16 protein-coding genes are annotated in these 13,863 nt (G+C 37.4%); 4 read left to right on the forward strand and 12 right to left on the reverse strand.

From position 1 onward, the window contains the following. Nucleotides 1-60 precede the first annotated feature (60 nt). Both ACMX9J_RS05230 and ACMX9J_RS05235 read left to right on the forward strand, forming a co-directional pair. The gene (locus ACMX9J_RS05230) at nt 61-1,449 is read left to right on the forward strand and encodes a DUF2254 domain-containing protein (protein ID WP_416225499.1); all 1,389 of its coding nucleotides are present in this window, start codon (nt 61-63) and stop codon (nt 1,447-1,449) included. A gap of 689 nt (nt 1,450-2,138) precedes the next feature. Then, nucleotides 2,139-2,435 carry a hypothetical protein gene (locus tag ACMX9J_RS05235; protein WP_416225500.1) on the forward strand — a complete coding sequence of 99 codons (297 nt, stop codon included), beginning with the start codon at nt 2,139-2,141 and terminating at the stop codon, nt 2,433-2,435. A 65-nt stretch (nt 2,436-2,500) separates the two neighbouring features. On the opposite strand, the gene ACMX9J_RS05240 is transcribed toward ACMX9J_RS05235, so the two are convergent. From ACMX9J_RS05240 to ACMX9J_RS05280, 9 genes are all read right to left on the reverse strand, one after another. Beyond that, nucleotides 2,501-3,271, reverse strand: a complete 771-nt coding sequence (locus tag ACMX9J_RS05240) for an ABC transporter ATP-binding protein (protein ID WP_416225501.1) — start codon at nt 3,269-3,271, stop codon at nt 2,501-2,503. A 9-nt stretch (nt 3,272-3,280) separates the two neighbouring features. Next, nucleotides 3,281-4,078 carry an ABC transporter ATP-binding protein gene (locus tag ACMX9J_RS05245; RefSeq protein ID WP_047750653.1) on the reverse strand — a complete coding sequence of 266 codons (798 nt, stop codon included), beginning with the start codon at nt 4,076-4,078 and terminating at the stop codon, nt 3,281-3,283. A 5-nt stretch (nt 4,079-4,083) separates the two neighbouring features. After that, nucleotides 4,084-4,890: a nickel transporter permease gene (gene nikC / locus ACMX9J_RS05250; protein WP_416225502.1), complete on the reverse strand. Its 807-nt coding sequence runs from the start codon at nt 4,888-4,890 to the stop codon at nt 4,084-4,086. Further along, nucleotides 4,887-5,828, reverse strand: a complete 942-nt coding sequence (gene nikB, locus ACMX9J_RS05255) for a nickel ABC transporter permease (RefSeq protein WP_416225503.1) — start codon at nt 5,826-5,828, stop codon at nt 4,887-4,889. The genes nikC and nikB overlap by 4 nt, the downstream gene beginning before the upstream one ends. 2 nt (nt 5,829-5,830) lie before the next feature. Continuing rightward, complete coding sequence (gene nikA, locus ACMX9J_RS05260) at nt 5,831-7,354, reverse strand: nickel ABC transporter substrate-binding protein (protein ID WP_416225504.1); 1,524 nt, start codon at nt 7,352-7,354, stop codon at nt 5,831-5,833. Between the two features lie 243 nt (nt 7,355-7,597). After that, on the reverse strand, nt 7,598-8,011 hold the full coding sequence (locus tag ACMX9J_RS05265) for a DUF4395 domain-containing protein (RefSeq protein ID WP_098625777.1): 414 nt from the start codon (nt 8,009-8,011) through the stop codon (nt 7,598-7,600). 313 nt (nt 8,012-8,324) lie between these two features. Beyond that, a complete protein-coding gene (locus ACMX9J_RS05270) occupies nt 8,325-9,155 on the reverse strand; it encodes a YitT family protein (RefSeq protein WP_416225505.1) in 831 nt (276 codons plus the stop codon). Nucleotides 9,156-9,354: 199 nt separating this feature from the next. Next, nucleotides 9,355-9,915 carry a hypothetical protein gene (locus ACMX9J_RS05275; protein WP_028412912.1) on the reverse strand — a complete coding sequence of 187 codons (561 nt, stop codon included), beginning with the start codon at nt 9,913-9,915 and terminating at the stop codon, nt 9,355-9,357. 197 nt (nt 9,916-10,112) lie between these two features. Beyond that, nucleotides 10,113-10,667 carry a GNAT family N-acetyltransferase gene (locus ACMX9J_RS05280; RefSeq protein WP_047750646.1) on the reverse strand — a complete coding sequence of 185 codons (555 nt, stop codon included), beginning with the start codon at nt 10,665-10,667 and terminating at the stop codon, nt 10,113-10,115. 159 nt (nt 10,668-10,826) lie between these two features. On the opposite strand from ACMX9J_RS05280, the gene ACMX9J_RS05285 reads away from it, so the two are divergent. Further along, nucleotides 10,827-10,970: a hypothetical protein gene (locus tag ACMX9J_RS05285; RefSeq protein WP_155017337.1), complete on the forward strand. Its 144-nt coding sequence runs from the start codon at nt 10,827-10,829 to the stop codon at nt 10,968-10,970. An 83-nt stretch (nt 10,971-11,053) separates the two neighbouring features. Here ACMX9J_RS05285 and ACMX9J_RS05290 read toward each other — a convergent pair whose 3' ends face one another. After that, a complete protein-coding gene (locus tag ACMX9J_RS05290) occupies nt 11,054-11,176 on the reverse strand; it encodes a hypothetical protein (RefSeq protein ID WP_255219794.1) in 123 nt (40 codons plus the stop codon). Between the two features lie 226 nt (nt 11,177-11,402). Between ACMX9J_RS05290 and ACMX9J_RS05295 the strand changes: the two genes are divergently transcribed. Next, nucleotides 11,403-11,693, forward strand: coding sequence for an EamA family transporter (locus tag ACMX9J_RS05295; RefSeq protein ID WP_051137148.1), 291 nt, complete (start codon nt 11,403-11,405; stop codon nt 11,691-11,693). Between the two features lie 244 nt (nt 11,694-11,937). On the opposite strand, the gene ACMX9J_RS05300 is transcribed toward ACMX9J_RS05295, so the two are convergent. Next, the gene (locus ACMX9J_RS05300; protein WP_416225506.1) at nt 11,938-12,762 is read right to left on the reverse strand and encodes a thermonuclease family protein; all 825 of its coding nucleotides are present in this window, start codon (nt 12,760-12,762) and stop codon (nt 11,938-11,940) included. Nucleotides 12,763-13,161: 399 nt separating this feature from the next. Next, nucleotides 13,162-13,821, reverse strand: a complete 660-nt coding sequence (locus tag ACMX9J_RS05305) for a 2OG-Fe(II) oxygenase (protein WP_033579371.1) — start codon at nt 13,819-13,821, stop codon at nt 13,162-13,164. Nucleotides 13,822-13,863: the final 42 nt, after the last annotated feature.

A 13,863-nucleotide genomic window follows, 5' to 3' on the forward strand; every position in this document is an offset into this window, starting at 1 on the left:
TAAAACTTTTCTTAAAGAAGTTTTTCACATGCAGGTGCGGGTAATAATAGGTGGATAAGTATGGCTAACTTTTTTCTTCATACTAAAAGAAGTCCGAACTTATTAAATCATGATACGGGAGATTTCGTTATGTCAATAAAGCTACAGCAAAATCGAATAAAAGCTAATTTTTGGATTACTCCTTCTATATACGGAATTGTTGCTTTTGTTTTAGCCACTATTAGTACATTTTTAGATCGATATTTGACAGCTCACAAACAGTGGTTAAAGCTAGTTCCTTCCGTGTTTCTAACGGATAAAGAGCTTGCTCATACTATTTTAAGTTCAGTATCAAATTCCTTATTAACGATGACGACGATTACCTTTTCTTCTGTTTTGGTGGTACTGACCACGTTTGTAGGTCAGTTTTCTCCTAGAACGATTCAAAATTTTAATACAGATGCCAAAACTCAGCGCGTGCTTGGCACTTTTATCGGTGGATACGTATACGTGCTTGTACTGCTCATTCAAGTTCGCAGCAACCAAGTCAGCAATACTTTTATTGTTCCTTCATTAGCCATCGTGGTAGCATTCATTTGCTTAGGGATGTTTGTGTTTTTGATTCACCACGTCATCAACTGGATTAAAGTCGGAAATTTAATTTCAAACATTGCAAAAAAAACGATGCTTACCATTGAAGAGAGACGGCTAGAACAACAAAAGCACCCCGAATCAAAGAATGAAATACAGGTTGATTTTGATAGTGAAAACACACTGCAAATTAAAAGTAACAGACAAGGATATATTCAATATATCGAACTCAACCATTTAACAGCACTAGCATCTAAATTAAATGTCATTGTTAAACTCGAAAAAGCACCCGGAGAGTATGTAGAAGCAGACACACCGTTATTAACTGTGATCACTCACAATCAATCGTTAGAACGTGAAAAATTTCTTCATTGCTTGTTTATTACAAATGATCAAGAATCGATCCAAGACGTAAAATTAGGTATTCAAAAACTAAGTGAAATTGCATTAAGAGCTATTTCACCAGCTATTAATGACCCTGAAACAGCTATTAACTGCATTGAACAGCTCACGCAAGTGTTTATCAAACTCGGACAAAGCTATTCTTCTTCTCCTTATTATTGCGATGAAGAAGGACGTATTCGAGTGCTGCTAGAAAAACCTTCTTTTACGGATTATTTGTACAAAGCGTTCTATCAAATTCGCCATTATGGAAAAGAAGATGTTTCCGTGATGTCTGCTGTCATTAAGGCATTAACTGTAATCGCTGAAACAAATCGCTCTGCCATCAAAAACGACGTGTGGTTTTTTTCTTCCTATATCGTAGAAGGACTGCAAAAGGAAGAGTGGCTTAAAATGGACAAAGAGTTTCTTAATCAGCTTCTCAAAAACCTTGCAAAAGCTTGTGAAAAAAAATGCGGGTCTATGTTGATAGAATAAAAACCAAAAAAAGCCGCTCATCAACTGAGCGGCTTTTTCTTACGATATAAAATGCTCTATCTTTTCTCTCTTTTTCACTATTATGAGTTTATCGCTATATGACGTACAAAGGATATGCAAAATTTCAGGTTTACTTTGCTTTTTGAAATCTGAATTCCACTGAAACATTTTAATGAAAATAGAAAACGTGGGTGCATAATTCGCTTTTTCGATTTTAGCTTTTTGCAGAACATACCTTTTGATAATAAACCATATTCTTCTTAGGTAATGGGTATCGAGAAAAATAATAAGGTCAGCTTCATTAAAGCTTTCATTCACCCACGTATAGTGTACACCTTCTATGATCCATCCTTGTGAAGCTGTAATATGATGTAAACACTTTTTTCTATCCGCTTCACTTCTTCTTTTATCTCCTTCATGTGTTCGTTCCCACATAATATTATCAAGTTCGTAGTGAGGAACTTCTAATCTATGGGATAACAAACGGGCTAGAGTCGTTTTTCCACTTCCAACGGATCCAACGATATGTATTTTTTTACATGAAGCGCTTTGAATACTTCATCTCCTCCTACTTCAAACCTGTTCTTTTATACATATTGTATCATTCAAGTTCTTTTTCTCTAATGCAAACCAAAACGTTTTATGCTAGTATTTTATGGTACTTGACTGACAAAAGGAGTGAAAACACAGTGCCTAAAACCCTTTTTGGAAAACTTACGCTGTTTTGGATTGGACTATTTTTATTAATTACAGGTCTATTTTTTTATTATAAATATACAAACCAAAGGTTTACAGCTGCAGATTTATTCTTTCGCGCCTCTCCTCCTTTAGCTACTATTGGCTTTCTTTTAAGCGCAGCCGGACTATATGAAGAACGAGGAAAAAACAAGCTAATTCCTCTTGTTGTACTCACCATTAGTTTTATCATGCTCTGCCAAGCAGGCTATCACTTTATCCATATGCATACTCCACCGCCGCGTCCCTGACTTTGTCTCATTCTCATTTATAAAAAAGCTCTTCGTTTAGTATATTAAACGAAGAGCTTTATTTTCTATTCAAATAAACGCACAAGCTTTTTTGTATAGGGATGCCTGTTTTTATCAAATAGCTGTGCACAATCAAATTGATCGATAACCTCGCCTTGCTGCATAACCATCATGCGACTGCTCATAAATTTTACTGCTGCTAAATCATGCGAAATAAAAAGATAAGACAGCTGAAAAGTCTCCTGCAAATCTTTTAATAAATTTAAAATCTTTGCTTGTACCGTAACATCAAGGCTCGCTGTTGGTTCGTCTAACAGTACCAGAGACGGACCTACGCTAATGGCACGCGCAATCGCTACACGCTGAAGCTGTCCTCCGCTGAGTTCATGGGGATAATTCAACGCATATTCTGCGTTAATTCCGACTTTTTCTAACAAATAAAAAGCGATTTCTTTTTCATTTCTGCTCACATGAGATAAAAATGAAGGAACGGTTCGCTGCTGCCGCAAAGGCTCGAGCAAAGAATCGATGATTTTTACTTTTGGATTAAAAGAAGCCGCGGGGTTTTGAAATACCACTTGCATGCCTAGACGAGCTTGCTGCAGTTTTTTCCCTTTTAACCGGTGAAGAGGTTTCTCTGCAAACCATACTTCTCCCTGCTGAGTCTCTGTTAACCTTAGCACGCTTTTTACAAGCGTACTTTTTCCGCTTCCACTTTCTCCGACAATCCCTACACATTCCCCTTTATCGATATGCAGGGAAACATTATTTAGCGCTTTAACGTCTTTATACTGTTTCACAAGCTGCGTGACGCGTAATATATTTTTTTCTTTCATATCTCACTCCTATATCAACACTTTTTTCTGCGTATCTAACAATCGATCAGGCGTTTTCCGTAAAGAAGGAATGGCGTTAAACAGTTTTTTTGTGTAAAAATGACGCGGAGTGTGAAGCAGAGATTCGATACTGTTTTCTTCCACGATTTCTCCTGCTAGCATAATGGCTCCCCGGTCCGCATATTTCCGCACATGACGCAAATCATGAGTAATAAACAGAATGGCACAGCCAGCTTCTTCTTTCAGCTTATACAGCAGCTGAAGAACTTCAGCTGCTGCCACGCTATCTAAAGCCGTAGTTGGTTCATCTGCGATAATCAAGGCAGGCTTCATCACCAGCGCTAAAGCAATCGCTGCTCGCTGAAGCTGTCCTCCGCTCAGCTGAGCAGCATAGCTTTTATACACGCGTTCATTAGGTAAATTCACCGCTTTTAAAGCCTGAAAAATGGCGGCTTTCCTGTCTTTTTTAGACAGCTCACTATGAGTACGAACCGTTTCATCAAACTGCTTTCCAATTGTTAAAAAAGGCGTAAAAGCGCTTCGATAATCTTGAAAGATATACGAAATATCTTTTCCAAGGATAGGAGCCTCTCCTTTCTGTTTAAAGGTGATAGAGCCTTCTTTAAGCGTTACACCTGAAGGCAGCAGCCCTCCTATCGAAGAAGCAGTGATGCTTTTCCCGCTTCCGCTTTCTCCAACGAGCGCCATCCACTGTCCTTGTTCGATTGTGAAAGAAACGTCTTTTATGATTTGTTTTGTTTTATTATAAATGGCTAGATGCTTTACTTCTAAAACGATGACGATCACCTCTTTTATCGATTAACTTGATATTTCCCTCGAATATATTCATCTAAAGCTGTAAACGTCAGCACAAATAAAATAATGGCCACACCTGGTATCAACATTAGCTGCGGAGCATTGTAAAAGTAAGCCCTGCCTTCATTTAGCATCGTTCCCCATTCCGGAGTAGGCGGCTGAGTCCCTAGTCCAATATAGGATAATGAGGCCATCATTAAAATAATTTTCCCTATATCCAGCGTAGCAAGAACAAGAATATGTCCCCCGACGTGAGGAAGAAAATGGCGAAGGATTAAAGGTAGTGTTCCCACTCCGTTTAATTTAGCAATCAGCACATATTCTTTTGACTTCTCTTGAAGCACAATACTCCGCACTACCCTTGCATAACTAACCCACTTTACAATAACCATTGCAGCAATTAAGTTAAATAATCCAGGCCCTAACAGTCCGCTTAAGACAATGGCTGCAATATAATCAGGAAAAGCTAAAAAAGCATCTACAATTCTCATTAAAAAGCGATCTATCTTTCCTCCAATATACCCTGAAACTAAACCAACCGGGACTCCAATCAAAAGAGAGAGCGCTAAGACAAGAAAACTAGTTCCAATCGTAGTCTGAGCTCCAGCTATGATTCGTGAAAAAAGATCTCTGCCTAAGTGATCAGTCCCTAGCCAGTGATCACTGTTGGCTTTTTGAAGCCGGTCTTGCATATTGACTTGTGTGGGGTCCATTGGTATTAGCTGACTTCCAAACAGACAAAATAAAATAAGCACAATACCACACATGCTTATTACTACAAAAAGAAGCTGCGGCTTTTTCACGTTTTATCCCCTCCCTTTACATAGAGCTGGGGATTTACATATTTGTAGCTCAAATCCACAAGTGAATTGATTAAAACAACAAACAGGCCCATCCACAAAATATACCCTTGAATCATAGGATAATCACGATTCATAATCGCATCAATAACTAATTTTCCAATTCCAGGATAAGCAAAAAGCACTTCAATAATAACCGTTCCTCCAAGTAAACTCCCTAAGCTTGTCCCTAAAATGGTAAGAATGGGTGTTAAGCTATACCGAAACGCATGGAAAATAAAAATGCGGCTTTCACTTATTCCTCTTGCTCGAGCAGATCGTACAAAATCTTGTTTCAATCCTTCTAGCAGACTAGCTCTAATCATTCGCATATACACAGCGGACATGGCAAAACCAAGTGTTAAAGAAGGCAGCACAAGATGGGCTGCTGTGCCTGTACCCATTGAAGGAAGCCATTGAAGACGTACAGAGAACAGCTGTATAAACAAAAGACCGAGCCAAAAGCTTGGAATAGACGCTCCAATTAGAGAAATACTTCTGCTGAGATAATCAATCCACTTATTTGGATATAGTGCTGACAGCGTTCCGAGTGGCACAGCTATTAACAGCATCACAACCAAAGATGCAACCGTCAAGCGCAGCGTAGCCGGAAACTTCTCAACTAATTCGTCGATGACAGGCTCTTTTGTCATATATGAAGATCCTAAATCAAACTCAAAAAAACGCTTCAGCCACTTTACATATTGAATATATACGGGTTCATTAAACCCTAGCTCTGTTCGCAAACTATTTATTTGTTCCTCAGAAACTGCCACGTCATCTACGCGGAGCATTTGCTTAACTGGGTCTCCTGGAGCCAGCTTCATTAAAACAAAGCTGAGAAACGATAGGATAACTAAAAAAATGAGTAATTCTATTATTCTTTTACCAATTAATTTCATATCTATTTCACATCTAAATCCTTTGTTATCACATAGTATTCACTTTTGGCTGTAACCCAATTTTTTACATTGTCTCTATAGGCTACAAAATTGTTCGGGTGAACAATCGAAGAATGCAGCGTTTCCTTTTCTGCTATTTCTCCCGCTTGTCTTGCTAACTTATTGCGCTGTTTTTGATCAACGGTTTTATTAAGCTCATCAATAATGGAAGCTAATGCTGGTTCATGAAAATGTCCAACATTAAATGCCCCTCCCTCCGTATAAAGAGCATTAAAGAAATATCCTGCATCTCCTCGCGGCGCGGTTACTAGGCTGTATGTAACGATTCCCCAATCATCTTTTGTTGTCATATACTCATCCATATTTTCCACTTGTTGAATGTCTATTTTCACACCAATCTTTTTGGCTTCTGACTGAAGCATTTGTGACATTAAAGGCAGTTCTGGACGATAAGGGTATGTAACAAGCTTAAAAGAAAGTTGTTTTCCATTTTTTATTGCTTTTCCATCCTTGAGTATATAACCGGCTTTTTCTAAATGTTTTTGAGCCTCACTTGGTCCGTAGGTTTTCGTTTTTTGATCGTTCGAAAAATCCAAACTATCTAAAAATGGACCTGCTGCTGGTGAACCTTGACCTGCGAGCGCTGTGTTGACAACATCTGTGGGATTTAATAATACATCAAACGCTTTTCTCACATTTTTATCTTTAAACGCTTCTTGCCTTGAATTATAGAAAAGCATTTGATTTCTGAGGCTCGGCTGTATATCTACTATAATAGATGAATCTTGTTTTAAAGTATTTAAGCTTTCAATTGCCGGACGATATACAATATCAGCTTCACCTGATTGTAAAGCAGACGTGCGTGAATTTTCATCATCATTAAATGTTAACACAACTTCATCCAATTTTGGTTCCCCGTCCCAGTATTCTTTGTATTTTTTTACTTTCATTTCACTATCCGGTTTAAACGAAGCTACTTTAAATGGTCCCGTTCCCACTGGCTTACTTTTTATATCTGAAGTATCTACATCAATAATTGCCGTGTTTGGATGAACAAGTTCAGAAGGCAGCGTAGCAAGCGGCTCTGTTGTTGTAATGATCAAGATTTGGCCACTGGCTTTCATTTCTTTAATTTTAAGTGCACTTTTCATTGCTTCGCTTTCTTTTATCGTTCTTTCTAACGAATGTTTCACGGCTTCAGCATTCAGATCCTTGCCATTTTGAAACGTAATCCCGGCTCTAATCTCAAATATCCAGGTCGTCCCATTATCTTCTGTTTTCCATTTCTTTGCGAGCCATGGTTCAATCTGTAATTGCTCATTCACTTTGACTAGTGTTTCCGCAATGCCAGCTCTTACAGTGGTGTAATTTAACTGTGGATCGAGCGTGTCACTTGGAAAATTCGATACAAAAGTAAGTGATTTTGTTTCCCTCTCTTGTCCGGTACTCGCGGATTTACTCGAACATGCCGCTAGCATACCTATCGTAGCAAGCGTTAAGCATAGCAGACTTATCTTTTTTTTCATATAAACCCTTCCTTTATTAAAAGCTATCCTTTTTTATGTACTGTCTCTAACTATAATTCCCCTCCTTTAAATCGTAACGATTATTATTATCATAAAAAGTTTAATTTGTTTACCTTACTTTGTCAACAAAGGTTTTTAAAGGATACAGGTGCTCTAACATCTGTTTTCATCCGTTATGATGATTGAATTTATTGATAACGTATACAAATGAGCAAAAAAAACAAAGCCTTCTCGAGGCTTTGTTTATGCAGGGTATTTTTTTCTTTTATATTTCCACATCATATATCGATAACGAATCGTGCAGCCTATACAATACCCCATCAGCGCTACACCTGCAGCAAGAATCACCATTATACTAAATAAATAGCCGACAAGCGTATAACCCATTAAAAAGGAAATGAAAGCAACTCCCACACATATCGTTGCAATCCATTGGTTAAAAAGCTGCTGATCCCGGTCTTCCATTTGATAAGAAGAAGCAGGCTTTCGGAGAAGCGTTTTCCCTGCCATAATTACGGGATTACGCTTTGTTGCAAGTGTGACTACTCCAACGAGAAAAGGCAAAAGTAAAAGCCACTTTGCCGCAAGTAAAGCGATCAAAACCGTTATAACGATAAAGAGTTGATTAAGCTGAACTAATGGTTTGGGAATGCTCATGGAACTCCTCCTTCTTAAAACCTATTATACAAATTGGTTTACTAATTTAAAAGAAAAAGCACTCCAAATGAGCGATAAGACTCATATAAAAAAAGTTACATAATTTCACTAACGTACTTTAAGATCAGTATCGTAAATAAAATCAAGACAACGTATCGTAAAGAACGGATTCGACGTTGAAGAAGACGTTTTACATGCCTTTTATTACGCATATGGGTTCTTCCTTTCGTATATTGAATTGTCTTTAGACACACTTATATCATACTTTTTCGGAAAACACCAACGTCAGAAAAAATTGCCAAGAACCACAGCTTTATGCGCTTAAAAAGCCTTTTCCAATTACGTCTCGTACATCGTGTACAATCACAAATGCTTCATCATCAATTTTTTTAATTAACTTTTTAAGTTTAAGAAGCTCTTGTTTATTAATGACAACGTACAAAATTTCTTTTGATTCTTTTGTATAGTTCCCTCGACCGTTTAGAATCGTTACCCCGCGATCAAGCTGTTCATTGATTTGGTCCGCTACCTCGTTTTTGTTGCTTGAGATAACGGTAACGGCCTTTTTGGCATCAAATCCTTCAATAACGAAGTCAATTACTTTTGTTGTAATGTAAAGCATGACGATCGTAAATAGTAACTTTTCGATTCCAATAATAAAATAAGAAGCCAATACCACTAGTAAATCAACAATTAAAAGTGCATGACTGACTTTCCAGTTTAAAAACTTATTTAGAATTCGAGCAATAATGGCTGACCCTGCTGTTGTTCCACCAACTCGCAAAATCATTCCAATTCCAACGCCTAGCAGTACACCGGCAAAAACCATGCCAATGAGCTCTTCGTGAAGATGAAGACCCCAGCCTTCAGTTACGTGAAGAAAAATAGATGTAGTGATAATCGTAATCATTGTATAGACGATGGTTTTTTTCTCTAAAAATTTATACCCTACGATAAGCAAGATACCGTTTAGAATAAAGTTAGTGACGCCTGTTGAAAGATGCGTTGTATAATATAAAATAATGGATATACCCGTAACGCCGCCTTCACCCAGTCCTATTGGAATGACGAACATGTTAACTGCAAGTGAAAATACAAACGAACCTATTAATAAAAAGATGACATCTTTTACTGTTTTACTCATCAATTAAACCCTCCTCGGCATAAAAATTCACATAAAAAAGCCCCTTCTCCAAAAGAGAAGAGACGCTTATGTTTAGTTTTTATATTACGTATTCTTAAATTGCCATGTATGACTATAATATGTTCACATACGTTTGTCAAACGGAAAGTTTATGCATTATGTGTAACCAAGGCTATGAGTCATTTATCTTTTATGTATACTAGGAATGTTTTAATTTATTTAAGCAAAGACGGATGCAGGAATTAGTCGACTCAATTAATTCTTTATCGCCTTTTTTCAATCGAATTTCTAACGCGCGTTGAAAATAGTGATGTGCTCTGGAAACAACCCGCTGATCAAGTAAACATTTTCCATAATGCTGATAGACAAAGTCTTCATATATGTGAAGGTCTTCATCTGCTTTTAATTGTTCAATGAGTAGCTGAAACGTTTCATTCGCCTTATCCCACTGTTCTTGCCAGTGATATGTATGTCCAAGTCGGATTGTATTCAAAAATTCACCTATTGTATCAGCATGTCGGTCATATAGATAAATGGCCAGCTGCAAGTGTCTTTCACTGCTCGTTAATTCTCCAAGTATGCGCTCATATACACCAATATGTCCATATGTTTTAGCAGCGGCACACTCATCCTCTTCTTCAAGAGCTCGTTTCTTTAAATAGATGATTCCCTGCTTCATTTGGTGTGGGTTAACCGGAACTTCTCGAAGCTGTTCATTAAATCGATAACTCATATTAAACGGAAGATCTCTGATGTTCATGCACGCTCCTTTCATGTGGCACATCAGCAAACATACTTTCATGACCGCTTGCTTATGGTCCATTGGATGTAGGATTCTTTCCATTTTGATACGTTTACGCGATTTACAGGAAAGCTCAGCAAAAGTGCTGAGCTGTTGGTTCTTATTATTTTACTTATATATCCATTTTATCACAAAAAATACTACCGTAAAGATGATCAGGCAGTCTTCATATAAAAAAATGGTTTTTTATCAATAAAAATGGTTTTGTGCTCTTGAAAGCCTATACGCTGATACAATTTTTTGGCTTCTATGTTATTGTATTCAACGTTTAACGATAAAAACATCTTACGCTTTTTGGCTTCTTGCTTGGCTACATTTAAAAGAGCCGTTCCTATCCCTTTTCCGCGGTAATCTTCGTCTACACACAGAGAATCAATATAATAATCTCCATGTTCAGTTTCTATATCAATTTCCCACGCTGGATTATTAAGTTTCGCACGCACAAAACGCTTAACTGGTTCATAAAGCGTTTGTAACATACTTCCTTCGTAGCAAAGCATAAGTCCAACTACCTTCTCATCGACTTCTGCGACTGTAATATGATGATAGCTATAGCGATTCTTCTCAGACAGAATAAACGCTTTAAGTCTTAAAAGCGCTTCTTCATTCGTTGTAGCCGCCGTATGAGAGCGTGCAATACTCCCAAGCATGTCATAAAGTAATTCCGTTACAGCAGAAGCATCTTCTTTTCTTGCTTTCCTTATTTTCACGATTTTCAAACTCCCTTTATTCTCTTCGCTTGCGTTATTTGTAGCAAAACTTCTTACCTATCTACTTTAACACGAAAAAGAAAAGAAAGAAAAAATTAACTCCTAATCTTCCTTTCATTGTATAATTAATGTATATTTTCAAATGAATGGATGATGACTATGAAAAAACGCTGTCAGCAGAAAGATAATACGATGAGCGGGAGAGAACTTATAGCGGAGGTTCTTTTACAAGTGCCTCAGCTGCTCATATGGCCCCTGCGTCTTCTTATACGAATTGGCCGTTCTTTGTTGGATGGTATTTAACAAATTAGGTAGAATCTAAACCATTAAGGCCGCTCTAGGTCTGCCTTAAACATCAGAATATATACAAAGAAAAGACAGAACTATTATGTACAGATAGTGGTGATTACTAACATATGTTCACGTTCTTCATAACTTACAGAAGCACCCTCTTCTGTAATGCCTTCGTTGAACTCATAATTTTCATCATACATCCCGTTCGAAAGCACTTAACTTCTGCTCCTAAATGTCTCCACATTACCAGGGTGCTTTCCAAGCGGTAAGCTCACGCCGCAGCTCATTCAATAACGTTGTCTGCAGGTTCCCAGCTATTTGATTTTTTCGTTGTACTAGTCCTATGGGATAACTTAGCTGCATATCATTTACTTTTCTTACATTATTATTGTATCTATCGGTACGTTATTAGGCTGGTTAAAAACTCCATCTGTTTCCGCAGTGAAGGATGTATCAGGAGCACTGTTTTATACAGCATTTATTGCAGGAGTATTAGCCTTTTTTGTTTGGAATATCGGGAATCGACTGATTACTCCTGTAAATGGTATTCTATTTATGAACATGGTTCCTGTAACTACTTTTATTATCTCCGTTATTCAAGGTTATCACTTGTCTACATTTGAATTAGCTGGTGCACTCATTACTGTAGGAAGTTTGATTGGCAATAATTTATATACTCGTAAAATTAACAAGAAAGAAGCTGTACATTTTACAGAAAGCACAGCGAAATGACTATTTTCTAGTTCAATAAAATAAAAGAGGCTGAGACATTACGAGATGAACCCAATCTAAAAACGCACCACTCATCAAACATGTTGATGAGTGGTGCGTTTTTCACTTCGTCTAAAATACTTTTGTCTCAGCATCTTTTTTGCATTGATTCTGTCATAAGCTTTATTTACCTCATACAAAAGACAACAATCTCGATCTTTACTGAACTCGAAAAAACAAACTCAGCAATTACTGAATTTCTTTGTTAGTTCTTTGCTTTTGTGTATCCTGCTTCTTGTGCATCTTTTTCAGTACAGAACCAAATGACGTTGTTCATTGTTTGATTGTAGTGTGCCCCTGTTGGCACGTGATAAATTTTAGAGTTTTGATTTCCTTTTATTTTACCTTCGCAGCTTGTGGCAGATTGAGTATCTTTTCGATTAGAAGAGGACTGATTTTTTACAGCATCCGTATTATATCCTTTTTCTTGGGCATAGTTTTCAATACTCCAGATGCCTTTTTCGCTTTTTCGAGCCTGCTCCTGTATTTTCTTAAATTCGTCTACGTACTTTGTGTTAGGAGGAAATACCGCTACGCGGGCTAGCCCTTTTGCTAGCAGCTCTTCATTGTATAGCTCATTGTCTATCCATATATACGCAAGTAACCGTCCATATTGATCACGTTCTTGCACATCAAATTCAAGAGTGATCTCCTGCCCTTCTAGCCTTTTTTTCGTGTAAGCAGATGCTTCTGGACCAAAGGGCTGTACGCCTAGTTTGGGATGCTTTGTTTCTGGAGTATCGACAAGAAGTAGTCGTACGCGATCCGTCTTTCCGTTCAGCATTTTTACTTTAAGCGTATCGCCATCCACCACTCTTTCTACCGTAGCTGCCTCACCTACTACGTCTTCACGACTTGCTTTAGAAGGACTATGGTCTTCTTCTTGATCTGATGAAACTTCTACTTGAACTTCTTGTTTTGTATCCGTAGAAGGTGTGCTTGAATGACTTGCCTGCTCATCACTGCATCCAGTAAGAAGCAGCATAAACATCGCGATCATGATGTAAATAATTGCTTTTATTTCTTTCAAAACCCGGGTCCTCCTTTAACACATTCCCTATCTACTATATAAAAGTAAAATGATTTTATAAATAGTGTAAATCACCTAAAAACAAAAACTCGTGAAAATACCTTTCACGAGTTTTTCGCGCAGCCTGTTTTAAAGTCATTATTTTAAATAGCATCTATTTTATTTTTATTTCACGACACATTTTTCGTTTTTGTGTATCCAGATTTTTAATCATGAGGATATTTTACACTACAAATACATTTATCGTCTACCGGCTTATAAGAATAAGGAATAGCCGCACAAATAGAATAAGTGTGAATATTTCAATATAATAACTGACTACCATGATGACTATTTTTTTGTAACATAAATAAGAGCCCTTACTAACAATAGCTAATAGGACTCTTCAAACCTTTGTTTTTACGATCGAATTTTTTGTTTGCGCATCCACTGGGTAGCGACCCACTTTTCTCCTTTTATAACAGGAGCTCCCCCGTGGAGAGTACGGTCATTAAGTTCAGCATCACTATAAAAATATTCAAAGTACACGGCCATTCCCTTTGTCGGAGATACGGAAAGACCCAGCTTAGGAAAATAAGTTTCTCCTCCTTCTTCCACATCGTTTAAGTACATAACCAATGTACTAATACGGTTATTTTTAGATGCTTTACTTGCAGAAGTGAAATAGTCGTGATGCGCTTTGTATTCTTGATCAGGCAAGTATTTTAAAACTTGAAGGCCTTCAGCATATTCAATAGACGGTCCCATTATCTTAGAAAGTCTCTTTTCAATTTGATGTACAAGCTCGTTTTCACTTTCTTCAAAAAACATGCCGCTGCTCGTTCGAATACTGTTTACTTCACGTTCAGCTCCAATTTTTGATCGCTGCATTTTATCTTTGGATAGCTGTATAAGTTCGTCACATTCTTCGGTACTTAGGACATTTCCTAAAACTAGAACAAGAGGCTCTTCAAATCGAGCAACAATATTAATCTCTCTGTCTTCTAATTTAATTTTATTCCCTGAATGGCTAAAAATCGTTTGTTCTTTCGTTAGTAAAGATGTATTAGTTGTAATCATCTTTTATCGGCTCCTCAAAATAGCTATTTTCCAATTCTTCAC

Origin of the sequence: Priestia sp. RMT2NF4 (assembly GCF_047872835.1) — a bacterium.
GTDB classification, from domain to species: Bacteria; Bacillota; Bacilli; order Bacillales; family Bacillaceae_H; genus Priestia; species Priestia zanthoxyli.